This window comes from Ollibium composti (genome assembly GCF_004801285.1).
Classification (GTDB): domain Bacteria; phylum Pseudomonadota; class Alphaproteobacteria; order Rhizobiales; family Rhizobiaceae; genus Mesorhizobium; species Mesorhizobium composti.
Genome location: NZ_SSNY01000002.1, coordinates 62,815 through 84,983, shown reverse-complemented (window position 1 = coordinate 84,983; position 22,169 = coordinate 62,815). Strand labels below are relative to the sequence as shown.

23 protein-coding genes are annotated in these 22,169 nt (G+C 66.0%); 13 read left to right on the top strand and 10 right to left on the bottom strand.

Features of this window, described 5'->3' with window-relative positions:
* Nucleotides 1–17: 17 nt before the first annotated feature.
* The 4 genes from accD to E6C48_RS03755 form a co-directional block, all read right to left on the bottom strand.
* On the bottom strand, nt 18–944 hold the full coding sequence (gene accD, locus E6C48_RS03770) for an acetyl-CoA carboxylase, carboxyltransferase subunit beta (protein WP_136354190.1): 927 nt from the start codon (nt 942–944) through the stop codon (nt 18–20).
* Between the two features lie 36 nt (nt 945–980).
* Nucleotides 981–1,796 (bottom strand): tryptophan synthase subunit alpha, encoded by an 816-nt coding sequence (trpA, locus tag E6C48_RS03765; protein WP_230978672.1) that lies wholly within the window; start codon nt 1,794–1,796, stop codon nt 981–983.
* A 29-nt stretch (nt 1,797–1,825) separates the two neighbouring features.
* Nucleotides 1,826–3,046, bottom strand: coding sequence for a tryptophan synthase subunit beta (gene trpB / locus E6C48_RS03760; RefSeq protein ID WP_136354186.1), 1,221 nt, complete (start codon nt 3,044–3,046; stop codon nt 1,826–1,828).
* Nucleotides 3,047–3,131: 85 nt separating this feature from the next.
* Nucleotides 3,132–3,806: a phosphoribosylanthranilate isomerase gene (locus E6C48_RS03755; protein ID WP_136354184.1), complete on the bottom strand. Its 675-nt coding sequence runs from the start codon at nt 3,804–3,806 to the stop codon at nt 3,132–3,134.
* 102 nt (nt 3,807–3,908) lie between these two features.
* Between E6C48_RS03755 and E6C48_RS03750 the strand changes: the two genes are divergently transcribed.
* Nucleotides 3,909–4,127 (top strand): hypothetical protein, encoded by a 219-nt coding sequence (locus E6C48_RS03750; RefSeq protein ID WP_136354182.1) that lies wholly within the window; start codon nt 3,909–3,911, stop codon nt 4,125–4,127.
* Nucleotides 4,128–4,282: 155 nt separating this feature from the next.
* Here E6C48_RS03750 and E6C48_RS03745 read toward each other — a convergent pair whose 3' ends face one another.
* The 4 genes from E6C48_RS03745 to E6C48_RS03730 all read right to left on the bottom strand — a co-directional run bounded on the left by E6C48_RS03745 (nt 4,283) and on the right by E6C48_RS03730 (nt 7,665).
* Nucleotides 4,283–5,041 carry a M48 family metallopeptidase gene (locus tag E6C48_RS03745; RefSeq protein WP_136354180.1) on the bottom strand — a complete coding sequence of 253 codons (759 nt, stop codon included), beginning with the start codon at nt 5,039–5,041 and terminating at the stop codon, nt 4,283–4,285.
* Nucleotides 5,042–5,136: 95 nt separating this feature from the next.
* Complete coding sequence (locus E6C48_RS03740; RefSeq protein WP_136354178.1) at nt 5,137–5,631, bottom strand: DUF2852 domain-containing protein; 495 nt, start codon at nt 5,629–5,631, stop codon at nt 5,137–5,139.
* A 116-nt stretch (nt 5,632–5,747) separates the two neighbouring features.
* Nucleotides 5,748–6,890: a benzoate/H(+) symporter BenE family transporter gene (locus E6C48_RS03735; RefSeq protein WP_136354176.1), complete on the bottom strand. Its 1,143-nt coding sequence runs from the start codon at nt 6,888–6,890 to the stop codon at nt 5,748–5,750.
* 1 nt (nt 6,891) lies between these two features.
* Nucleotides 6,892–7,665, bottom strand: a complete 774-nt coding sequence (locus E6C48_RS03730) for an alpha/beta hydrolase (protein WP_136354174.1) — start codon at nt 7,663–7,665, stop codon at nt 6,892–6,894.
* 216 nt (nt 7,666–7,881) lie between these two features.
* Here E6C48_RS03730 and infC point away from each other — a divergent pair, with 216 nt between their 5' ends.
* From infC to E6C48_RS03670, 12 genes are all read left to right on the top strand, one after another.
* Complete coding sequence (infC, locus tag E6C48_RS03725) at nt 7,882–8,421, top strand: translation initiation factor IF-3 (protein WP_136354977.1); 540 nt, start codon at nt 7,882–7,884, stop codon at nt 8,419–8,421.
* Between the two features lie 80 nt (nt 8,422–8,501).
* On the top strand, nt 8,502–9,161 hold the full coding sequence (locus E6C48_RS03720) for a methyltransferase family protein (RefSeq protein ID WP_407940942.1): 660 nt from the start codon (nt 8,502–8,504) through the stop codon (nt 9,159–9,161).
* A 189-nt stretch (nt 9,162–9,350) separates the two neighbouring features.
* Nucleotides 9,351–9,554 (top strand): 50S ribosomal protein L35, encoded by a 204-nt coding sequence (rpmI, locus tag E6C48_RS03715; RefSeq protein WP_136354172.1) that lies wholly within the window; start codon nt 9,351–9,353, stop codon nt 9,552–9,554.
* Between the two features lie 35 nt (nt 9,555–9,589).
* Nucleotides 9,590–9,991, top strand: coding sequence for a 50S ribosomal protein L20 (rplT, locus tag E6C48_RS03710; RefSeq protein ID WP_136354170.1), 402 nt, complete (start codon nt 9,590–9,592; stop codon nt 9,989–9,991).
* 212 nt (nt 9,992–10,203) lie between these two features.
* A complete protein-coding gene (pheS, locus tag E6C48_RS03705) occupies nt 10,204–11,286 on the top strand; it encodes a phenylalanine--tRNA ligase subunit alpha (RefSeq protein WP_136354168.1) in 1,083 nt (360 codons plus the stop codon).
* Between the two features lie 36 nt (nt 11,287–11,322).
* The gene (locus E6C48_RS03700) at nt 11,323–11,751 is read left to right on the top strand and encodes a GFA family protein (protein ID WP_136354166.1); all 429 of its coding nucleotides are present in this window, start codon (nt 11,323–11,325) and stop codon (nt 11,749–11,751) included.
* Nucleotides 11,748–14,159 (top strand): phenylalanine--tRNA ligase subunit beta, encoded by a 2,412-nt coding sequence (pheT, locus tag E6C48_RS03695; protein ID WP_136354164.1) that lies wholly within the window; start codon nt 11,748–11,750, stop codon nt 14,157–14,159. Before E6C48_RS03700 ends, pheT begins: the two co-directional genes overlap by 4 nt.
* Nucleotides 14,160–14,372: 213 nt before the next feature.
* Nucleotides 14,373–15,416 carry a Tim44 domain-containing protein gene (locus tag E6C48_RS03690; protein ID WP_136354162.1) on the top strand — a complete coding sequence of 348 codons (1,044 nt, stop codon included), beginning with the start codon at nt 14,373–14,375 and terminating at the stop codon, nt 15,414–15,416.
* 196 nt (nt 15,417–15,612) lie between these two features.
* Nucleotides 15,613–16,194 (top strand): cytochrome b, encoded by a 582-nt coding sequence (locus E6C48_RS03685; RefSeq protein WP_136354160.1) that lies wholly within the window; start codon nt 15,613–15,615, stop codon nt 16,192–16,194.
* Nucleotides 16,195–16,264: 70 nt separating this feature from the next.
* Complete coding sequence (locus E6C48_RS03680; RefSeq protein ID WP_136354158.1) at nt 16,265–16,840, top strand: YceI family protein; 576 nt, start codon at nt 16,265–16,267, stop codon at nt 16,838–16,840.
* Nucleotides 16,841–16,919: 79 nt separating this feature from the next.
* Nucleotides 16,920–17,921, top strand: a complete 1,002-nt coding sequence (locus tag E6C48_RS03675) for a Gfo/Idh/MocA family protein (RefSeq protein WP_136354156.1) — start codon at nt 16,920–16,922, stop codon at nt 17,919–17,921.
* A gap of 31 nt (nt 17,922–17,952) precedes the next feature.
* Entirely contained in the window at nt 17,953–19,608 is a 1,656-nt protein-coding gene (locus E6C48_RS03670; RefSeq protein WP_136354154.1) for an FAD-binding dehydrogenase, read from the top strand.
* A gap of 27 nt (nt 19,609–19,635) precedes the next feature.
* On the opposite strand, the gene E6C48_RS03665 is transcribed toward E6C48_RS03670, so the two are convergent.
* Together E6C48_RS03665 and E6C48_RS03660 are read right to left on the bottom strand one after the other, a co-directional pair.
* Complete coding sequence (locus E6C48_RS03665) at nt 19,636–20,334, bottom strand: ABC transporter ATP-binding protein (RefSeq protein WP_136354152.1); 699 nt, start codon at nt 20,332–20,334, stop codon at nt 19,636–19,638.
* The gene (locus E6C48_RS03660) at nt 20,331–22,163 is read right to left on the bottom strand and encodes a branched-chain amino acid ABC transporter ATP-binding protein/permease (RefSeq protein WP_136354150.1); all 1,833 of its coding nucleotides are present in this window, start codon (nt 22,161–22,163) and stop codon (nt 20,331–20,333) included. Before E6C48_RS03660 ends, E6C48_RS03665 begins: the two co-directional genes overlap by 4 nt.
* Nucleotides 22,164–22,169 lie beyond the last annotated feature (6 nt).

Sequence of the window (22,169 nt, the reverse complement as noted above, 5' to 3'; positions counted from 1 at the left end):
GGCAGGCCGTGTCCCAATCAGGCCGGAGGACGCGGCGCTTCCGGCCTGGTCACCGCAGGCGGCAGGATTTCGGGTTCCGCCGGCTTTTCCTCGACCGGCACCTTCATCAGGAGCTTGAGCAGGTTGGCGACCGTCTTCTTCATCTCCAGCCGCGAGACGACCATGTCGACCATGCCGTGCTCCATCAGGTACTCGGCGCGCTGGAAGCCGTCCGGCAGCTTCTCGCGAATGGTCTGCTCGATGACGCGCGGGCCGGCAAAGCCGATCAGCGCGCCCGGCTCGGCGATGTGGACGTCGCCCAGCATGGCATAGGAAGCGGTGACGCCGCCGGTGGTCGGGTTGGTGAGCACGACGATGTAGGGCAGGCCGGCCTCCTTCAGCCGGTCGACGGCGACCGTTGTGCGCGGCAGCTGCATGAGGGACAGGATGCCTTCCTGCATGCGCGCGCCGCCGGAGGCGGCGAACAGGATCAGCGGCCGCTTGCGCTTCACCGCCGTCTCGAAGGCATGGACGATCGCCTCGCCGGCCGCCATGCCGAGCGAGCCGCCCATGAAAGCGAAGTCCTGCACGGTGACGACGACCGGCAGGCCGTCGATCGCGCCGGTGGCGTTGAGGATGGCGTCCTCGAGACTGGTCTTGGCCTTGGCCTCCTTGAGGCGGTCGGTGTAGCGCTTCTCGTCGCGGAACTTCAGCGGGTCCTGCGCCACCTTGGGGTTCTCGATGACCTCGTACTTGCCGTCGTCGAAGAAGAATTTCAGCCGCTCCTTCGCCGAAATCTTCATGTGATGGCCCGAGGACGGGATGACGAACTGGTTCTCCTCCAGGTCCTTGTGAAAGACCATCTCGCCGGATTCGGGGTCCTTCACCCACAGGTTCTCCGGCACGTCGCGCCGGCCGAGCATGGAATTGATGCGCGGGCGGACGAAATTGGTGATCCAGTTCATGGCTGAACTCCTGTCTTTCGCAGGGAGGTAGGAAAACTATTCGGCGGCAGCAAGGCGGGCCTGCCGCACGCCCTGCGCCAGTCCGCCGACCAGCGTGGCGACGGCCTCGGCCGGGTCGGCGACCTTTTCGCCCTTCGGTCCCAGCACGCTGGCGACCGCGTTGACGATCGCCGTGCCGACGACGACGCCGTCGGCCGAAGCGCCGATGAGCCGCGCCTGCTCGGCCGTCTTGACGCCGAAGCCGACGCAGACCGGCAGCATCGTATGCGCCTTGATGCGCCTGACCGCCTCACCCACCTTGGCGGTGTCGGCCAGCGCCGAGCCGGTGATGCCGGTCATCGAGACGTAATAGACGAAGCCGGAGGTGTTCTGCAGGACCTTGGGCAGGCGCTTGTCGTCCGTCGTCGGCGTGGCGAGACGGATGAAGTTGATGCCGGCCTTGAGTGCGGGAATGCAGAGTTCCTCGTCCATCTCCGGCGGCAGGTCGACGACGATCAACCCGTCGACGCCGGCGGCCTTGGCGTCGGCGAGGAAACGTTCGACGCCGTGATTGTAGATCGGGTTGTAATAGCCCATCAAAACGATCGGCGTGTCGTCGTCGCCCTTGCGGAAGTCGGCTGCCATGGCCAGCGTCTTGACCAGCGTCTGGCCACCCTTCAGCGCGCGCAGGCCGGCGGCCTGGATCGCCGGGCCGTCGGCCATCGGATCGGAGAAGGGCATGCCGAGTTCGATAATGTCGGCGCCCGCCTTCGGCAGCGCCTTCATGATCGACAGCGAGGTGGCGTAGTCGGGGTCGCCGCCCATGAAATAGGTGACGAGCGCCGGCCGACCCTCGGCCTTCAGTTTCGCCATGCGGCGGTCGATGCGGGTATCCGTCACGATCAAATCTCCATGCCCATCATGCCGGCAACGGTGTGCACGTCCTTGTCGCCGCGGCCGGAGAGGTTGACGATGACGATCTCGTCCTTGCCCATCGACGGCGCGATCTTCATCGCCTGGGCGATGGCGTGCGCCGATTCCAGCGCCGGGATGATGCCTTCCACCTTGGTGCAGAGCTGGAAAGCTTCCAGCGCCTCGTCGTCTAGGATCGGCACATAGTCGACCCGGCCGGAGTCGCGCAGCCAGCTATGTTCTGGACCGACGCCGGGATAATCCAGCCCGGCCGAGATCGAATGACCGTCGAGGATCTGGCCGTCGCCGTTCTGCAGGAGGTAGGTGCGGTTGCCGTGCAGCACGCCCGGTCGGCCGGCATTCATCGAGGCGCAGTGCTCTATGCCGTCCAGTCCGCGCCCGCCGGCCTCGACGCCGACGATCTTTACGTCTTTATCATCGAGGAAGGGGTGGAACAGGCCGATGGCGTTGGAGCCGCCGCCGACGGCGGCGATGATGACGTCGGGCAGTCGGCCTTCCTGCTCAAGAATCTGCGCGCGCGCTTCGGCGCCGATCACCGACTGGAAGTCGCGCACCATCTCCGGATAGGGATGCGGACCGGCGGCGGTGCCGATCAGGTAGTAGGTGTCCTCGACATTGGTGACCCAGTCGCGAAGAGCCTCGTTCATGGCGTCCTTCAGCGTGCCATGGCCGGCGCTGACGGGGCGGACCTCGGCGCCGAGCAGCTTCATGCGGAAGACGTTCGGCTTCTGCCGCTCCACGTCGGTGGCGCCCATATAGACCACGCAGGGATAGCCGAAGCGTGCCGAGACGGTGGCGGAAGCGACGCCGTGCTGGCCGGCGCCGGTCTCGGCGATGATGCGCTTCTTGCCCATGCGCTTGGCGAGCAGGATCTGGCCGAGGCAGTTGTTGATCTTGTGCGAACCGGTGTGGTTCAGGTCCTCGCGCTTGAAATAGACCTTGGCACCGCCAAGATGCTTGGTCAGCCCCTCGGCGAAATAGAGTTTCGACGGCCGGCCGGCGTAGAAGGTGGAAAGCGCGGTCAGTTCCGCCTTGAAGGCCGGATCGTTCTTGGCCGCTTCCCATTCCTTTTCCAGATCGAGGATGAGCGGCATCAGCGTCTCGGCCACGAAGCGGCCGCCGAAGATGCCGAACATGCCCTGCTCGTTGGGGCCGGTGCGGAAGGAATTGGGCAAAGCCGGCTTGTTCATCGCCGATCTCCTGTCATTGGCCTGCGCCCCGCCTTTCCGGGCAGGTCGCCTCGCCTTCTCTCCGGCCATGCTTTGAGGGTGCCTGTCAAGCGGCGCGATGCTTGGCGGAGTCCTTCACGGCGCGGAAAAACGCCTCGATCAGCGCCGGGTCCTTGACGCCGGGCGCACTTTCCACGCCCGAGGATATATCGATGGCCGGCGGAGCGGCAACACGCAGCGCCTCGCCGATGTTGCCGGCATTGAGGCCGCCGGAAAGGAAATAATCCGTACCGGCAGGGATACGGGCAAGCAGCGACCAGTCGAACGACACGCCGTTGCCGCCGGGAAGCTCCGAGCCTTTCGGCGGCTTGGCATCGAACAGGAAGCGGTCAACGATACCGCGATAAGGCTCGATGGCCGCGAGGTTTGACGCCGTGCGCACGGAGACCGCCTTGACGACCGGGAGGCCGTAGCGCGCCCTGATTTCAGCCGCGCGCACCGGCGTCTCGCTGCCGTGAAGCTGCAGCATGTCGGGCGCCATGACGGCAACGATGCGGTCGAGCAAGGCGTCGTCGGCATCGACGGTCACGGCGACGGCCGAGGCCTTGCCACGCGCGGCCTGCCGCAGACGTCCGGCAGCATCCGGCTCGATGTTGCGGGGGCTCTTGGGAAAGAAGATGAAACCGACATGGCTGGCGCCGCCGGCAAGCGCGGCCTCCAGCGCCACGTCGGTCTTCAGGCCGCATATCTTGATGTCGAGCGGTTTGCGGTCGGTCGTCATGACGGCGGATTGGCATGAATAATGGCCAGAGTCGAGAAAAAGCGTCGGTTGCAGGACGGTGCCAACGCGCTAGGTTCACCGTAACGAGCAACGGAGCGCATCATGGCGAACGAGAGAGCCGCAGACCTGAAAGCGAAGCTTGCGCAGGCGCACGCCGTGATCGCGCACCTCGTGGAACAGGCCTCCTACGACGGCGCGGAAGCGCAGCGCGCGCTCGCCTATTTCGAGAATGACCGCTTCGATCCGAGCTTCCTGCCATGGCCGCGCCATGAGGACGAGGGACTGAGGCCGGAAGAGCTGAACGCGGCGAATGACGATTGAGCCAACCGTGCGTCCTTCGAGGCTCGCTCCGCTCGCACCTCAGGATGAGGACCGTCTGATGTGAACTCTGTGACCAGCGTTTGTTCACAACCTCCCTCATCCTGAGGTGCGAGCGGAGCGAGCCTCGAAGGACGCACCATCTATTTCCTACCCCCTCACTCGAACGCGATCGCCTGCAAAGCGCCGCCGTTTCTTTTCAGCCACGCCTTGCAGCGATCCGTTTCCGGGCAGAGTTCCCCGCACAGCTTCCAGAATTTCGGCCCGTGGTTCATTTCCTTCAGATGCGCTACCTCGTGCGCGACGAGGTAGTTTATCACCGGCGGCGGCGCCATCATGATGCGCCACGAGAACGACAGGCTGCCGTCCGAGGTGCATGAGCCCCATCGGCTCGACGTATCCTTGAAGCGGATCGCCTTGGCCTTGCGGCCGACGGCCTCGGTGTGTTTGTCCACCAGCGTCTCGATCTCGCGCTTGGCCTCGCGCTTAAGGAAATCTGCGATGCGGCGCGGCAAGTGCAGCCGGTCGCCGTGGACGATCAGCACCGGCCCCGTCTCATCCCTCGAAACCTCGACCGTGCCGCGCTTTCCGGGTTCGTGCACGATCATATGCGGCACGCCACGCACGGGAATGCGGATGCCGGGGCGCACCTGCGGCCGGTCTGGCACCTTGGCCAATCGCTGTTCCAGCCAGCCGCGATGCCGGTCGAGGAATTTTTCCACCTCGCCGTGCCTGAGCCCCGGCGGCACGGTGATGCGCAGGCCCTGCCCGCCGGCGTCGATGCGCAGCGTCAGGCGTCGCGCCCGCTCGTTCTCAACGATGCGCAGCGGCAACGTGCGGCCGGCGACCTGATGCTCCCGTTCCTCGACGGGGCGCGGTGACGGTTTCGTCAGGGAACGGAAGAAGCCGAGGGACATGGCGCGACGATAAGTGATTCGAGGTTCGGGACAGAACAAAAAAGAAACGGCGCCGTTGTAGCGGCGCCGTTCGTTCGCATTTCCTGTAGGACCGCTCAGTCGTCGAGCAGGTTGGTGCCCTGACCGGCTCCCTTGTCCTTGCCCTTCGAGGGCTTGTCCGAGGCAGGCTTGGCCGTGGTCGTCGGCGCGGTGTGCCGGTTGCGGTTGGCCATGAAGCGGTCGAACTCTTCCTGGTCCTTGGCACGGCGCAGTTCGCGGGCGTACTCGTCGAATTCGCTCAGCATTTCGTCCAGCTTGCGACGTTCCTCGGCCAGGCGCTCCAGTTCCTTGTCGCGCCAATCGTCGAAGGCGACGTTGCCGGTGCGGGCACCGTGGCCCCAGCGCTGCGCGCGGTCGGCACCGCGTCGGCAACCGGCGAAAACGCCGTCGGTGGCGCGGTTGACGTCGCGCTTGAAGCCGTCAAGCCGGTCGCCCCAGATGATGTAGGCGAGCATGGCCAGGCCCAGCGGCCAGAACACGACGAAACCGATCACCATCAGCGCAATGGTCGCCGGCGTCCATGCCGGGCGGATCAAAGCAGATGCGTTCATTTTCTCCCGTTCCTTCCGTTCGAGGCAGCCAACCGGGCTGCTTCATTTCGAAATGGGAAAGGAAAAACGGCGATTCAAGACGCGGCCGGTCAAAACCGGACAAGCCTTTGTGGCGGTTACTTCTTTTTGAGGCGGTCGAGGCCGACGACGGCAAGGCCGGCGACAAGACCCCAGAAGGCCGAGCCGATGCCGAACAGCGCGAGGCCCGAAGCCGTGACGGCAAACGTCACGGTCGCCGCCATGCGGCCGGCCTCGTCGCGCAGCGCGATGGCAAGCGCGTTGGCGAGCGAGCCGAGCAGCGCCAGTCCCGCCACCAAGACGATCAGGCTTTGCGGCAGGACCGCGAAGATCGCCACCAGCGAGGCGCCGAAGGCGGCGAAGACGAGATAGGCGAGCGCATAGAACGGCCCGGTCTTCCAACGCTCGGTCGGATCGGGGTGGACGTCCGGCCCGGTGCAGATGGCGGCCGAGATCGCCGCCAGGTTGGTGGTCGAGGCGCCGAAGGGCGCGGTCAGCACCGACACCAGCCCGGTGACGCCGATCAGCGGACCGGGCGGCGGCTCGTACCCGTCGGCGCGCAGCACCGCCAGGCCGGACAGGTTCTGCGAGGCCATGGTGACGAGATAGAGCGGCAGTGCCAGGCCAACGATCGCCGACACCGTGAACTGCGGCCAGATCCATGTCAGCGTCGAAAGCTCGGGCGCCGGCAGGCCGCCGACGCGGCCGGTGAGAAGGACGGCCAGCACGCCGCCGACCAGCACCACCAGCACCGACAGCGACGGGTTCCACAGCCTGACGAGGAAGAAGGCGGCGACCAGCGGCAGGATCAGCCACGGGTCGACGGGCACGGTCTTGGCCGCATTCATGGCGAAGGTGACGACGATGCCGGCCAGCATGCCTGAGGCGACCGAACCGGGTATCTTCGCGATCAGCCGCGTCAGCGGCCGGAACAGCCCGGTGGCGACAAGCAGCACGCCGGTGACGATGAAGGCGCCGACGGCCTCGGGCATGGTGAAGCCGGAGGAAGCGGCGATCAGTGCCGCGCCCGGCGTCGACCAGGCGGTGATGACTGGCATCTTCGTGCGCCAGGACAGCCAGCCTGTTTCCACCGCCATGGCGAGGCAGATGGCGGTGACCCAGCTTGCCGTCTCGACCTGGGTGGCGCCTACAGCGGCGGCGGCGGCGATGATGATGGCCAGCGTGCCGCCGAAACCGACGATCGCCGCGACGAAGGCGGATGTTGGAATGGAGACGCGCATGTCAGGCCGCTCTTTCCACCATCGCCTCGACAGCGCCGACCAGCATGTCGAGGTCCTGCGGGCGCGACAGGCGGTGGTCGCCTTCGGGGATCAGCGACAGCGTCACGTCGTCGGCCGGCAGCAGGCTGGCGAGTTTCAGCGCATGGGCAGGTGGCACATCGTGGTCGGCCAACCCTTGCAGGATGTGCACCGGGCAATGCGTGTCGATCGGCCCGGTCATGACGAGGTTCGCTCTGCCGTCCTCGATCAGCGCGCGCGTATAAATGTAGGGTTCGTCCGAATACTCCGACGGCTCCTCGAAATAGCCGTTCTCGGCCAGCGCCTTCTTCTGCCCGTCGGTCAGTTGCGGCTCGACCAGCTCGGCGGTGAAGTCCGGCGCCGGCGCCAGCAGCACCAGCCCGGCAACGCGATCCGCACCCGCCTTGCGCAATTCCTGCGCCATGCGCAGCGCGATCCAGGCGCCCATGGAAGAACCGACGAGAATCTGTCGGCCCTCGGTGAACCGGTCGAACACGGCGAGGCTCTGTGCGAGCCATCGGCTGATCGTGCCGTCGGCGAAGGCGCCGCCGGATTCGCCATGGCCGGAATAGTCATGGCGCAGGAAGGCGCGACCCTGCCGCTTCGCCCACGCGGCCAGCGTTTCCGCCTTCGTGCCCAGCATGTCCGACTTGTAGCCGCCGAGCCACACCACGCCGGGCGCTGCACCCGGCTGGTGGCGAAAGGCGATGGGAGTTTCGTCGACATCGAGGAATTCGGGGGCGGCGGTCGGCGTCATGGCGAGTATTCCTGCGCGGGTGTTCCTGCAAGGACCCGCCTTGTGGCACAGCAGGCGGCAGGCGGGAAGCGCTGCACCGGCTTCTTCTTTGGCGCAGATGCGGCACCGAAACGGGTGATTTATTGTGCGGCCTGTGCTATTGACACCGCGCTTGCGCTTCCCACATTGGCGCGTCTTGCAAACCATGAACCGAAACGGATCGAGGAGATCACGACCATTCGCAGACCTTTCAAAGCAGCGGCGCCCACCAAGGACGGCCCGCGCTCGAACATGGATATCCGGGTTCCACGGGTCCAGCTTATCGATGCCGACGGCAACAACCGCGGCGATGTTTCCATCAACGATGCGTTGCTGGCCGCCGAAGAGGCAGGCCTCGACCTCGTCGAGATTTCCCCCAACGCACAGCCGCCGGTCGTCAAGATTCTCGACCTCGGCAAGCTGAAATACGCCAACCAGAAGAAGGCGGCCGAGGCGCGCAAGAATCAGAAGGTCATCGAGATCAAGGAGATCAAGATGCGCCCGAACATCGACACGCACGACTATGACGTGAAGATGAAAGCGGTGCGCCGCTTCTTCGAGGAAGGCGACAAGGTCAAGCTCACCCTGCGTTTCCGCGGACGCGAGATGGCGCATATGGAGCTCGGCATGCAGCTCCTGAACAAGGTGCGCGAGGAAGTCGCCACGATCGCCAAGGTGGAGGCCGAGCCGAAGCTCGAAGGCCGCCAGATGATGATGGTGCTGGCACCGCGCGGCTGAGCGACGACCGACGGACCGGGCGCTCTTGGGCGGGGCGCCCGTTTCATGCAGCAGGGCGTATCTTTGGGGGCAGCCGTTTCATGACTACCGACACTTCTTTGGACAACAAGATGGTCAACGGGCGGGAGCGCGGCGCACTCAGCCGATATCAATCCCTGCGCCGGCTGATGCTGGCGGCGCTGCTGGTGAGCCTGTTCGCCATACTCCTGTTCGGCCAGTCGCTGTTCCCGCCCGAGACGACCATACACGAGGCCATCGAGATGTTCGGCGTGCTGCTGATCTTTCTCGGCATCGCCGGGCGCCTGTGGTCGACGCTCTACATCGGCGGCCGCAAGTCGGAGGAAGTGGTCGCCGACGGCCCCTATTCGATCACCCGCAATCCGCTCTACCTGTTTTCCAGCGTGGCGGCGGCCGGCGTTGGCGCACAGATCGGATCGTTCACGGCGATGATCGGCTTCGGCCTGATCTGCGCCGCGGCCTTTCATATCGTCATCCTGCGTGAGGAGCGTTTCCTGAAAAAGGCGATGGGAGCGCCCTACGAGGCCTACCTGAAGCGCGTTCCGCGCTTCTTCCCCGATCTGTCCCTCTATCAGGAAGGCAATACCGGCTCTTTCAAGCCGAGGCTTCTGCTCACCACCCTGCTCGACGGGCTCGTCTTCCTGGTCGCCCTGCCCTTCTTCGAGATGATCGACGCCGCACAGGTTTCGGGTTGGCTGCCGGTGCTGTTCCGCTTGCCCTGAACAAACACCGGCGGCGACGCCGCGCCGCAGAGCCGGGTGTTGCGCGCCGGCCCACTTTGCAGTATACGGCCGCGTTCCTACAGAAAAGCCGCCCGGCAGGGCATGCCGTGGCGGACTTTCATGCTTTCCGGACTTTGGTCATCCGGAGCGAAACAAGGGCAATGGTGCCCACCAAGAAGGAAAAGCAAAATGCCCAAGATGAAGACCAAATCGGCCGCCAAGAAGCGGTTCAAGATCACGGCGACCGGCAAGGTTCTGTCCGCCGCCGCCGGCAAGCGCCATGGCATGATCAAGCGCACCAACAAGTTCATCCGCGATGCCCGCGGCACGATGGTCCTGGCCGAACCCGACGGCAAGAAGGTCATCAAGAACTTCCTGCCGAACGGCCTCTGAGCCCGGCTGCGCACCGAATCTAAGGAGATCACGACATGGCACGCGTCAAGAGAGGCGTTACCGCCCACGCCAAGCACAAGAAGGTCCTGAAAGCCGCCAAGGGTTTTTACGGCCGCCGCAAGAACACCATCCGCATCGCCAAGCAGGCGGTGGAGAAGTCGCTGCAGTACGCCTACCGCGACCGCAAGGCGCGCAAGCGCAACTTCCGCGCGCTGTGGGTGCAGCGCATCAACGCCGCCGTGCGCGAGCACGGCCTGACTTATGCCCGCTTCATCGACGGCCTCAACAAGGCCGGCATCGAGATCGACCGCAAGGTCCTGTCGGACATGGCCATCCACGAGCCGCAGGCCTTTGCCGCGCTGGTCGCCAAGGCCAAGACCGCGCTCGAATACCTGAAGGACACCACGCCGAACGCTTTTGAAAGCGCAGTCGCCTAAGGCCGCCGCACTTCCCAAGCATTCGAAAATCTGATTTGGGAAACCCGCGCCGGCTGGGCTGGCGCGGGTTTTTCTTTGGCAGTGCGTCCTTCGAGGCTCGCTCTGCTCGCACCTCAGGATGAGGGAAGCCGGCGCAAACCTCCCTCATCCTGAGGTCCGAGCGGAGCGAGCCTCGAAGGACGCACAAACAAGACAACGAGACGGGCTTACACATGGATACCGGTACACTCGAATCTTCCATCCTCGCCGACATCGCCGCGAGCGGCGACGAGGCGGCGATCGAGGCGGTGCGCGTCGCAGCCCTCGGCAAGAAGGGCTCCGTCTCGGAGCTCCTGAAGACGCTGGGCGCGATGACGCCGGAGCAGCGCCAGACGCAGGGGCCGGCGATCAACGGGCTGAAGACGCGCGTCACCGAGGCGCTTGCCGCCCGCAAGACTGAACTGAAGGACGCGGCCATCACCGCAAGGCTGGCGGCCGAAACCGTGGACGTCACGCTGCCGGTGCGCGCCTCGCCGGCCGAGCGGGGCCGCATCCATCCGATCAGCCAGGTGATCGACGAGATCACAGCCATCTTCGGCGACCTCGGCTTCGCCATCGCCGAGGGGCCCGACATCGAGACCGACTACTACAACTTCACCGCGCTGAATTTCCCGGAAGGGCACCCGGCGCGCGAAATGCACGACACCTTCTTCTTCCAGCCGGACGAGACCGGCGAGCGCAAGGTGCTGCGCACGCACACCTCGCCCGTGCAGATCCGTACCATGGAAGCCTCGAGCCCACCGATCCGCATCGTCATCCCCGGCAAGACCTACCGGCAGGACTCGGACGCCACCCATTCGCCGATGTTCCACCAGGTGGAGGGGCTTGTGGTGGACCGGACCGCCAACGTCGCCAACATGAAGTGGGTGCTGGAGGAGTTCTGCAAGGCCTTCTTCGAGGTCAGCCAGGTGAAGATGCGCTTCCGCCCGTCCTTCTTCCCCTTCACGGAACCGTCGCTGGAAGTCGACATCCAGTGCGACCGCTCGCGGCCGGGCGAAGTGCGTTTCGGCGAGGGCAGCGACTGGATGGAAATCCTCGGCTGCGGCATGGTGCATCCCAACGTGCTGCGTGCCGGCGGTCTCGACCCGGACGAATACCAGGGCTTCGCCTGGGGCATGGGCATCGACCGCATCGCCATGCTGAAATACGGCATGCCGGACCTGCGTCCCTTCTTCGACGCCGACGTGCGCTGGCTGGCGCATTACGGCTTCCGTCCGCTCGACATGCCGACGCTGTTCGGAGGGCTGAGTTCGTAGGTAGGGCAGCGGGGGCTGAACGAGAAAGCTTAAGACATGAATGCACCCACTCTCCACGCCGGCGGCTGCCGCTGCGGTGCCGTACGCTTCGAGGCGAGCGCCGAGCCGCACCACATCAGCTATTGCCATTGCGGCGACTGCCGCAAGGCGAGCGGAGCGCCCGTCTCGGCCTTCGTCGGCTTCAAGACCGGTGAAGTGGCGCTCGACGGCAAGACGCTGAAGAGCTTCGAGAACGGCCCGGTGGCGCGCTCCTTCTGCGGCACCTGCGGCTCGCCGATCGCCTATGTCGACAGCCGCCTGCCGGACGACGTCTACTTCATGCTCGGCGCCTTCGACCAGCCAGCCTATTTCAAGCCCACGCACCACGCCCATGTGCGCGAGCAGCTTCCCTTTGTCCACATGCCGGACGGCCTGCCCCGACACCTGAAAGGCAGCGTCCCCAGACCCGACGGAACAGAAGAATGAAGTTCACCCTTTCCTGGCTCAAGGATCATCTTGAAACCGACGCCACACTGGCCGAGATCGTCGAGCGGCTGACGTCGATCGGACTCGAGGTCGAACATGTCGACGACAAGGCGGCGCTGAAGCCTTTCGTCATCGCCAAGGTGCTCACGGCCGAGAAGCATCCCGACGCCGACAAGCTGCGCGTTCTGACAGTGGACATCGGCAATGGCGGCGCACCGGTGCAGGTGGTGTGCGGGGCTCCGAATGCCCGCGCGGGCCTGATCGGCGCCTTCGCCGCGCCCGGCACCTACGTGCCCGGCATCGACGTCACGCTCTCGGTCGGCAAGATCAGGGGCGTGGAAAGCCACGGCATGATGTGCTCGGAGCGCGAGCTCGAAATCTCCGACGAGCACAACGGCATCATCGACCTGCCCGCCGATGCGCCGGTCGGCACCAGCTTCGCCGCCTATGCCCATCTCGACGACCCGGTGATCGAGATCAACCTGACGCCGAACCGACCGGACGCCACCGGCGTGCACGGCATCGCCCGCGATCTCGCCGCCTCCGGCCTCGGCACGCTCAAGACCGCGCCTATCGAATCCGTTCCTGGCAAGGGCGCCTGCCCGGTCGAGGTCATCATCGAAGCGCCGGAGCTCTGCCACACCTTCGCGCTCAGGCTCGTACGCGGCGTGAAGAACGGGCCGTCGCCAAAGTGGATGCAGCAGCGGTTGATCGCCATCGGCCTGCGCCCCATCAACGCGCTGGTCGACATGACCAACTACATCACCTTCGACCGCGGCCGGCCGCTGCATGTGTTCGACGCCAAGAAGGTCGCAGGCAACCTCGTCGTGCGGCGCGCGAAAGCGGGCGAGGAGGTGCTGGCGCTCGACGGCCGCACCTACAGGCTGACGCCCGCCATGTGCATCATCGCCGATGATAACGGCGTGGAGTCCATCGCCGGCGTGATGGGCGGCGAGCATTCCGGCTGCGACGAGACGACGACCGACGTGCTGATCGAGGCGGCGGTATGGGAACCGCTCAACATCGCCCGCACCGGCCGCTCGCTCGGCATCGTCACCGATGCCCGCTACCGCAACGAGCGCGGCATCGACCCGGCCTTCAACCGGCCGGGCATCGAGCTTGCCACCCGCATGGTGATGGAGCTTTGCGGCGGCCAGCCGTCGGAGGTGTTCACCGCCGGACGGACGGAAATCAAGCGCAAGGTGGTTTCCTTCCCGCTGGCCGAGGTGAAACGCCTGACCGGGCTCGACGTGCCGCGTGCCGAAAGCCTCGATATCCTCAAGCGCCTCGGCTTCGAGCCGAAGGACGACGGCAAGGCGGTGGTGGACGTCACCGTGCCGAGTTGGCGGCCGGACGTCGACGGCAAGGCCGACCTCGTGGAGGAGGTGATGCGCATCCACGGCGTGGACGAGATCCATCCGCGTCCGCTCGCCGGTCACGATGCCGTCAATGGAAAGATCCTGACCACGTTGCAGGTGCGCAGCCGCGCCGCCAAACGCGCGCTCGCCGTGCGCGGCATGATGGAGGCCGTCACATGGTCGTTCATCCCGGCCAGGCACGCCGAGCTGTTCGGCGGCGGCCAGCCGGCGCTGAAGCTCGCCAATCCGATCGCCGCCGATATGTCGGACATGCGGCCTTCGCTGCTGCCCGGCCTGATCGCCGCCGCGCAGCGCAACGCCGACCGCGGCTATGGCGACGTAGCGCTGTTCGAAGTTTCGGGCACCTATGAAAGCGACACGCCCAAAGGTCAGCGGCGCGTTGCCGCCGGCGTTCGGCGCGGCACCGCCGGTCTGACCGGCGCCGGCCGCCATTGGGACGGCAACGCGGCTCCCGTCGGCGTATTCGACGCCAAGGCAGACGCCATCGCGGCGCTGGAAGCTTGCGGCGCGCCGGTGGACCGGTTGCAGATCGAGCCCGGCGCGCCGGACTGGTATCATCCCGGCCGTTCGGGCCTGATCAAGCTCGGGCCGAAGGTCGTGCTCGGCCACTTCGGCGAGTTCCATCCGAAGACGCTGGAAGCTCTGGACGTCGCCGGCCCGCTCTGCGGCTTCGAGGTCTATGTCGACGCCATTCCCGAACCGAAGGCCAAGCCGACCAAGACCAAGCCGAGGCTCGACCTGTCCGCCTTCCAGGCGGTCAAGCGCGACTTCGCCTTCGTGGTCGACCGCACGGTCGAGGCCGGCGCGCTGAGCAAGGCAGCAGCCGCGGCCGACAGGAAGCTGGTGACGGGGGTCAACGTCTTCGACGTCTTCCAGGGCGCCGCACTCGGCCCGGACAAGAAATCGATCGCCATCGAGGTGTCGATCCAGCCGCTCGAGCGCACGCTGACCGACGAGGATTTCGAGGCGCTGGCGAAGAAGATCGTCGACAACGTCGCCAAGCAGACCGGCGGCGTGCTACGGGCGTAACCTTCCTCCCAAAGGGACGACGCGTGCAGGATTCTGCGACATTTCGGTCCTGACCTTGTTCGCCGCTTGCGGGCGCGGCGAACACTTCATACATTGCGCGTGCGGGCCGGGCCCCTCTGACGTACGCGCCACCAAGCGTTCGTGATGTCGGACCGCTTTGATCGGGCCCGCTTGCGCACCATTCCGGAGCGGGTCATTGGAGGAAAGGATCCGATGCTCTCTGGAAAATCGCGCGCATTCACCCTGCTGGGTGCCCTGATGGTCGCCTTCACAATGGTATCGACGGACTTCGCCGAAGCGCGTCGCGGCGGCAGCTTCGGCAGCCGCGGCTCACGCACCTTCCAGCAAGCGCCGGCGACACCCACGGCACCGAACGCCGCGCGGCCTGTCGAGCGCTCGATGAGCCCGACGACCGCACCCAACGCCGCTACCCGCCAGCAGCCGGGCGCAACACAACAACGGCCCGGCCTGTTCGGCGGCCTGGGCGGCTCGTTGATGCGCGGCATGCTGATCGGCGGGCTTCTTGGCATGCTGCTCGGCTACGGTTTCGGCGGCATGGCCGGCATGCTCGGCTTCCTCATCCAGCTTCTTCTGGTCGGTCTCGTCGTCATGCTGGCGCTGCGCTTTTTCCGTTCGCGTTCCACTCCGGCGACGGCCGGCGGCCCCGGTTTCGGGCAGCAGGAGCCCGGCAGTGGCAGCGCCGATATTCTCGGGCGGAACGCGCATGCCCGCGAGCAGGCCGGCGAAAGGTCGGCAAGCCGGCCCGGACATGCCAGCGGTCGCGCCGGATCGTTCGCCATCCCCGGCTTCGGCGGTGCCGCCCCGGCATCCTCACAGGATATCGAACTCGGCCAGGCCGACCTCGACACGTTCGAGCGCCTGCTAGGCAAGGTGCAGGCAGCCTTCGCGGAAGAGGACCACACGGCGCTGCGGCGTCTGTGCACGCCCGAAATGGTCTCCTTCTTCTCCGAGGAACTCGCGGATAACGCCAAGAGCGGGATGCGCAACGACGTCACCGGCGTGAGGTTGCTGCAAGCCGATATCGCCGAAGCCTGGCGAGAAGACGGCGAGGACTATGCCACGGCGGCCTTCCGCTACGAATCGGTCGACCTGATGCGCGACCGAGCCACCGGCAAGGTGCTGGAAGGCGACGAAACGGCGCCGAGCGAGACGACGGAATTGTGGACCTTCGTACGCCGCGACGGCAAGGAGTGGAAGCTCTCCGCCATCCAGGAAACGGACCAGCCCGGCGCATAGGCGGGGCGGATGCCGTTTTCGTCGGATGGTCGAGCGAACCGGATTACCGGCAGGCCCGAATTGCCCTGCGCCATTCCGGCCTGCCGCTCGAGGAGTAACTCGGACGCGTCAAAAACTGGCCGGATCAAGGCCCTGCCGTGAGTAGGCGAGCCTGGGCGGACGGGAAGAAACACTGCTGCGACGGCGTTTCCCACCTGTGGCGCTCCTGTTCCGCAATACCCCCACCCACTACGGCTGGATCGCGATCCTGCTGCACTGGCTGATTGCCGTGCTGTTCATCGGCCAGTTCGCGCTGGGGCTCGCAATGGTGCGCATCTCCAGCCAACGCACGGCCTTCGAACTGATCCAGTGGCACAAATCCTTCGGCTTCCTGCTGCTCGGGCTGGTGCTTGTCCGGATCGGCTGGCGGCTCGGCAATGTCCGGCCGACGCTGCCGGAAACGGTTGCGCCGCTCGAACGGCGGGCGGCGCCGCTGGTGCATGCCCTGCTCTACGTGGTGCAACTCATCGTCCCACTCAGCGGGTGGGCGCTGGTGTCGGTGTCGGTGCTGGAGGTGCCGAGCGTGCCGTTCGACCTCTTCGTCATGCCGAACCTGCCGCTCGGCGCTTCCGACGCGGCCGAGGCGTTCTGGTCCGTCGCGCATGAATGGCTCGCCTGGGTTGGCATCGCGCTGGCAGCGCTGCACATCCTTGCCGCACTGCGCCACCGTTTCCTGCTCCGCGACAGCGTCTTTCAGCGCATGATCGCGCCACCGTCCGGTGACGAACCCCGGGAATAGACCCGCTCCGTAGTTCGTTCGTGTCAGGAAGGCCAGCCACGTCGAGCGGCCTTGCCCAAGGACCGCAACCATGTCCGTCCGTATGCTGGCGTTGCTTGCCGCGCTCTCGCTTCCCGTTTCCACGGCCTCGGCCGATGTCTCGCTCGGCGATGCCGCCGGCCGCTACAGCATCGGTACCGGCGGCTCGTCGATCCGCTTCTCCATCGCCAAGCTGGGCGGCGGCGGGTTGAGCGGCGCTTTCGGCCGTTTCTCCGGCACGATTCGCATCGACGGCGCCGATGTCGGCCGCTCCAGCGTCGAGATCACCATCTTCCCTGACAGTGTCGGCACCGGCCAGGGCCGCATCGACGCCTTCCTGCGCTCCGACGCGGTCTTCGACAGCGCAAATGCGCCGCAGATCGTCTTCCGTTCCACCAGCGTGAAACGCACCGGCGACACCACCGCCGTCATCGCCGGGCGGCTGACCGCGCGCGGCAAGTCGTCGCCCGAGGTATTCACCGCCAGGCTGGACAGCCTGAAGCGCGGCACCGTCGCTTTCCACGTCACCGGCAAGGTGCTACGCTCGCGCTACGGCATGGATGTCGGCACGCCGATCTACTCCAACGTCGTCGACTTCGACATGACACTGATCGGCCGACGCGGCTGATCCCTCGTCCTCCCGGCCATTGGCATGGGCGTCGTTTTCGGGCACACCTTGCCCGAAGGCGATGCGCAGGAGAGGAAAGATGTTCCGCTGGGGTGTTCTGTCGACGGCCAAGATCGGGCGAGAGCAGGTCCTGCCGGCCATCGCCGATGCGGAAAACGGCGTCCTTGCTGCGGTTGCCAGCCGCGATCCCGGCAAGGCGCGCGCGCTGGCTGACCGTTTCGGCGCGCCCCATGCCTTCGGCTCCTACGACGAACTGCTGGCCTCACGGGAAGTGGACGGCGTCTATATCCCGCTGCCGACAGCACAGCATGTCGAATGGACGGCAAAGGCGATCGAAGCCGGCAAGCATGTGCTGGTGGAGAAGCCGCTGGCGCTGGATGCGACGGCCATAGAGCCGCTGATCGCGCTGCGCGACGCAAACAAGGTGCTGGTGTGCGAGGCCTTCATGGTCATCTACCACCCGCAGTGGATGAAGGTGCGCGAACTGGTGCAGGCGGGCGCCATCGGCCGGCTGCGGCATGCGCAAGGCGCCTTCAGCTACTACAACGTCGATCCGTCCAACATGCGCAACCGGCTCGACCTCGGCGGCGGCGCGCTGCCCGACATCGGTGTCTATCCGGTGGTCGCGGCGCGCTTCGTCACCGACAAGGAGCCCCTGCGCGTGCAGGCCACCGTCGAACGCGACGCCAGCTTCGGCACCGACGTCTATTCCTCAGTGCGTGCCGATTTCGGCGGCTTCGAGCTGTCCTTCTATGTCTCCACCCAGATGGCGGCGCGGCAGGCCATGGTCTTTCACGGCGACGAGGGCTTCATCGAGATCGCCTCGCCGTTCAATGCCGGGCTCTACGACCATCACCGCGTCGAACTGCACAACCGGAAACATACGGAAGCGCAGGTCTTCCGCTTTCCCGGCACGCAGCAGTACCGTCTCGAAGTCGAGACGTTTGCGCGCGCGGCGCAAAGCGGGGAAAAAGGGGAAGGCAAGGAGCGGGTGTTCACGCTGGAGGAATCGATCCTCAACCAGAAGGTCATCGACGCCATCTTTCGCGCCGGCAAGAAGGACGGATGGGAAACGGTGTGAGGGGATTGACCCTGGAGGAGCGACTGTCGTCATGACCGCCGACGCTGACGTCCTCATCGTCGGCGCAGGCCTGGCCGGCCTCGTCGCGGCCTGCGAACTGACCGACGCCGGCAAGAAGGTCGTCGTCCTCGACCAGGAGCCGGAACAGTCGCTGGGCGGGCAGGCCTTCTGGTCGTTCGGCGGCCTGTTGCTGATCGACTCGCCGGAGCAGCGGCGCATGCGCATCCACGATTCCTATGACCTCGCCTGGAGCGACTGGCTGGGCACCGCCGCCTTCGACCGGCCGGAGGATTTCTGGCCGCGCAAGTGGGCCGAGGCCTATGTCGCCTTCGCGGCCGGCGAGAAACGTGCCTGGCTGACCGAGCGCGGGATGAAGTTCTTTCCCGTCGTCGGCTGGGCCGAGCGCGGCGGCGGCAATGCGTCGGGCCACGGCAATTCAGTGCCGCGCTTCCACATCGTCTGGGGCACCGGGCCGGGCGTGCTGGAGCCGTTCGTCGAGCGGGCGCGGGAAGCCGAGAAACGCGGCCTGTTAGCCTTCCGCTTCCGCCACCGGGTCGACGAGATTGTCACCACCAACGGCGCGGTGACAGGCTTGCGCGGTGCGGTGCTGGAGGAGAGCGGGGTCGCGCGCGGCGAGAAGAGTTCGCGCACGGTTGCCAGCGATTTCGAACTCGCTGCAGCCGCCGTCATCGTTTCTTCCGGCGGCATCGGCGCCAATCATGACCTGGTGCGGCAGAACTGGCCGGCGCGGCTGGGCGCGCCGCCGCAGCACATGATCACCGGCGTGCCGGACCATGTCGACGGCCGCATGCTGGCGATCGCCGAGGCGGCCGGCGGGCGGCTGATCAACCGCGACCGTATGTGGCACTATGTCGAAGGCATCAGGAACTGGGCGCCGGTGTGGAGCGACCACGCTATCCGCATCCTGCCCGGCCCGTCCTCGATCTGGCTCGACGCCACCGGAAAGCGCCTGCCGCCGCCGCTCTATCCGGGCTTCGACACGCTGGCGACGCTGGCGCATCTGCGCGGTACCGGCCATGACCATTCCTGGTTCATCTTGACAGAAAAGATCATCCGCAAGGAATTCGCGCTTTCCGGCTCGGAGCAGAACCCCGACCTGACGGGGAAAAACTGGCGACAGGTGCTTGGCCGCGCAACCTCCGGCATTCCGCGGCCTGTCAGGGCTTTCATGGAGAAGGGCGAGGATTTCATCATCGAGCGCGATCTGGCCAGGCTCGTAGAGCGCATGAACGCGCTGACCGGCGGGGCGCCGCTGCTCGACGTCGCGCAGGTCGAGCGCGAAATCCGTACCCGCGACCTGCAACTCGACAATCCGTTTTCCAAGGACGCGCAGGTCATCGCCCTGCGCGGGGCGCGAAACTATCTCGGCGACCGGCTGATCCGCACGGCGAAGCCGCACAGGATCCTCGACCCGGCCAACGGCCCCCTGATCGCGGTTCGCCTGAACATCCTCACCCGCAAGACGCTGGGCGGGCTGGAGACCGATCTCGACAGCCGCGTTCTGGGAACAGCCGGCGAGCCGGTGCCCGGCCTTTATGCAGCAGGCGAGGCGGCCGGTTTCGGCGGTGGCGGCATGCACGGTTACGCGGCGCTGGAAGGCACCTTCCTCGGCGGCTGCATCTTTTCCGGGCGCGCGGCCGGCCGCGCCGCGGCAAAGGCGGTTTGACTGGACCTTTTTCGCGAGCGTCGGAGTTCAGACGCCGAGATAGCGCTGCAGCAGTTCCGGCTGTTTCTTCAAGTCGGCCGCCGGCCCTTCATGCGCGATATGGCCGTTGTTGATGATGTAGACGCGGCTCGCAAGCGCCAGCGTGGCGGCGAGGTTCTGCTCCACCAGCACGATCGTCTGGCCGGCATCGGCAAGCTCGCGGCAGGCGCGCACCAGATCGTGCACAATGACCGGCGCAAGGCCCTCGAAGGGCTCGTCCAATAGCACGATCTTCGGATCGCGCACCAGCGCGCGGGCGATCGCCAGCATCTGCTGCTCGCCGCCGGACAGGTCGGTGCCGCGGCTGCTCCGCCGCTCCTTCAGCCGCGGGAACATGGTGTAGATGCGTTCCAGCGGCCATTTGTTCTGCGCCGTCAGGCCGGCGATGATGATGTTTTCCTCGACGTTCAGGCTGCCGAAGATGCGCCGGTTCTCGTGCACGAGCTGCATGCCGCGCCGGGCGATCGAGTGCGCCTTCTTGCCGGCGAGCTCCTCGCCGTCGAGCTTGACGGACCCCGTCTTCGGCGTGACGACGCCCATCAGGCTCTTCAGCGTCGTACTCTTTCCCGCGCCGTTGCGGCCGAGCAGGGCCACGACCTCGTTCTTCTCGACCTTGAGGCGGACGTCGAACAGGATGTGGCTGTCGCCGTAGTAGCTGTTCAGTCCGCTGACTTCGAGCAGGCTCATGCCACTTCTCCATGCACGCCGCCGAGATAGGCTTCCTGCACCTTCGCGTTGGTCTTGATCTCGGCCGGCGTGCCTTCGACCAGTACCCTGCCTTCCTGCAACACCGTCACCTTGCCCACCAGTTCGAACAGGGAATCCATGTCGTGATCGATGATGATCATGGTGCGGCCACGGGCGATCGACTTGAGCAGCGCTACCGTCTCGACACGCTCGCTCGGGCTCATGCCGGCCAGCGGTTCGTCGAGCAGGAGAAGGCTGGGCGATGTCGCCAGCGCCAGGCCGATCTCCAGCCGCCGCTTCTCGCCATAGGCCAGTTCCGAGACCGGCGTGTCGAGACGGGCGGTGAGGTTGACGAGTGCCGCGGTGCGCTCGACCTGATCCTCCAGCCCCGGAACGCTGCGGATGGACTTGAACAGGTCCAGCTTGAACTTTCCGCGCGTTTCGCCAAGCGCCGCGATCATGAGATTGCGCCGTACCGTCAACCGGTCGAACAGCTGGTTGATCTGGTAGCTCTTGGTCAGGCCGAGCTGGCAGACGTCGGTCACGCCCATGCCGGTGATGTCGCGGCCCTCGAAGACGATCTTGCCGGCGCTCGGCTCGACCTCGCAGGTGAGCATCTTGAAGAAGGTGCTTTTTCCCGCGCCGTTCGGGCCGATGATGCCGCGCATCTCGCCATGGTCGACGGAAAAGTCGATGTCGCTGTTGGCGGCAAGGCCGCCATAGCGCTTGGTAAGCCCGGTCGCCTGCAGGATCGGCCCCGAGGTCTGGGCGCCGTCGCGGCGGCGCGCCGGCATGGCCTCGACCGCCGCAGCCTTGGCCTCGCTCGAAGCCGCCACCGGCTCGGCGGTATTCTTCCTATCGCTTCTCGCCATCCGGTAGAGATCGTCGATGGCGCCGACGATACCGCGCCGCAGGAACACGACCAGAAGCACGAAGACGATGCCGAGCACCAGCTTCCAGGTCGGGCCGAGATGCAGCACGTTCTGGAAGAAGTCGCTAAGGTAGAGCCACACGGTCGCGCCGATCAGCGGCCCGAACAGCGTGCCGGCGCCACCGATGGCCGTCTGCATGACCAACTGGCCCGACGTATCGAACATGAAGGCGTCCGGCGGCATGAAACCCTGCATCGTGGCGAGCAGGCCGCCGGCGAAGCCGGCATAGATCGCCGCCACGACGAAGGCGGTCAGCTTGTAGCCGTGGATGTTGTGGCCGAGCGCGCTGGCGCGCAGCGGGTTGTCGCGGATCGCCGAGAGGATCGCGCCGACCGGCGAGCGCACGATGCGCAACGCAATGACGATGCCGACGAAGTACCAGAACGCCAGGAACGTATACATCGTCCAGTCGGTATCGAACTTCAGCACCGTGAAGCCGAGATTGAACACCGGCGTCGGCACGCCGGGCAGGCCGTTCTCGCCGCCGGTATAGGCCGACAACGGGTTGAATTCGGCGAAGAAGAAGACCTCCGCGATCGCCACAGTGATCATGGCGAAATAGATGCCCGTGCGCTTGAGCGCGATCAGGCCGACCAGATAGCCGACGACACCCGCCACGACCGCGCCGATGACGATGGAGAGCATGACATAGGGGAAGCCGGCCTCGGTCAGAAGGTAGGCGGCGAACATGCCGCCGGTGCCGTAGAAGGCCGACTGGCCGAAGGAGAGCAACCCGGTATAGCCGAACAGGATATCGAAGCCGAGGCCGAACAGACCCCAGATAAGGATGCGGTTGATGGTCGAGGGCGAGAAGCCGAGATGGGGCAGCACGAACGGCGCCAGGAGCAGCGCCAGCGCGGTGAAGAGTTCGACGAGGTAGGGGCGTTTGATCTGCATGGGGAA

Coding starts and splice junctions, on each gene's coding strand:
- accD (WP_136354190.1), bottom strand. CDS start 944: ATGAACTGGATCACCAATTTCGTCCGCCCGCGCATCAATTCCATGCTC.
- trpA (WP_230978672.1), bottom strand. CDS start 1,796: ATGGCGAAACTGAAGGCCGAGGGTCGGCCGGCGCTCGTCACCTATTTC.
- trpB (WP_136354186.1), bottom strand. CDS start 3,046: ATGAACAAGCCGGCTTTGCCCAATTCCTTCCGCACCGGCCCCAACGAG.
- E6C48_RS03755 (WP_136354184.1), bottom strand. CDS start 3,806: ATGACGACCGACCGCAAACCGCTCGACATCAAGATATGCGGCCTGAAG.
- E6C48_RS03750 (WP_136354182.1), top strand. CDS start 3,909: ATGGCGAACGAGAGAGCCGCAGACCTGAAAGCGAAGCTTGCGCAGGCG.
- E6C48_RS03745 (WP_136354180.1), bottom strand. CDS start 5,041: ATGTCCCTCGGCTTCTTCCGTTCCCTGACGAAACCGTCACCGCGCCCC.
- E6C48_RS03740 (WP_136354178.1), bottom strand. CDS start 5,631: ATGAACGCATCTGCTTTGATCCGCCCGGCATGGACGCCGGCGACCATT.
- E6C48_RS03735 (WP_136354176.1), bottom strand. CDS start 6,890: ATGCGCGTCTCCATTCCAACATCCGCCTTCGTCGCGGCGATCGTCGGT.
- E6C48_RS03730 (WP_136354174.1), bottom strand. CDS start 7,665: ATGACGCCGACCGCCGCCCCCGAATTCCTCGATGTCGACGAAACTCCC.
- E6C48_RS03720 (WP_407940942.1), top strand. CDS start 8,502: ATGACTACCGACACTTCTTTGGACAACAAGATGGTCAACGGGCGGGAG.
- rpmI (WP_136354172.1), top strand. CDS start 9,351: ATGCCCAAGATGAAGACCAAATCGGCCGCCAAGAAGCGGTTCAAGATC.
- rplT (WP_136354170.1), top strand. CDS start 9,590: ATGGCACGCGTCAAGAGAGGCGTTACCGCCCACGCCAAGCACAAGAAG.
- pheS (WP_136354168.1), top strand. CDS start 10,204: ATGGATACCGGTACACTCGAATCTTCCATCCTCGCCGACATCGCCGCG.
- E6C48_RS03700 (WP_136354166.1), top strand. CDS start 11,323: ATGAATGCACCCACTCTCCACGCCGGCGGCTGCCGCTGCGGTGCCGTA.
- pheT (WP_136354164.1), top strand. CDS start 11,748: ATGAAGTTCACCCTTTCCTGGCTCAAGGATCATCTTGAAACCGACGCC.
- E6C48_RS03690 (WP_136354162.1), top strand. CDS start 14,373: ATGCTCTCTGGAAAATCGCGCGCATTCACCCTGCTGGGTGCCCTGATG.
- E6C48_RS03680 (WP_136354158.1), top strand. CDS start 16,265: ATGTCCGTCCGTATGCTGGCGTTGCTTGCCGCGCTCTCGCTTCCCGTT.
- E6C48_RS03675 (WP_136354156.1), top strand. CDS start 16,920: ATGTTCCGCTGGGGTGTTCTGTCGACGGCCAAGATCGGGCGAGAGCAG.
- E6C48_RS03670 (WP_136354154.1), top strand. CDS start 17,953: ATGACCGCCGACGCTGACGTCCTCATCGTCGGCGCAGGCCTGGCCGGC.
- E6C48_RS03665 (WP_136354152.1), bottom strand. CDS start 20,334: ATGAGCCTGCTCGAAGTCAGCGGACTGAACAGCTACTACGGCGACAGC.
- E6C48_RS03660 (WP_136354150.1), bottom strand. CDS start 22,163: ATGCAGATCAAACGCCCCTACCTCGTCGAACTCTTCACCGCGCTGGCG.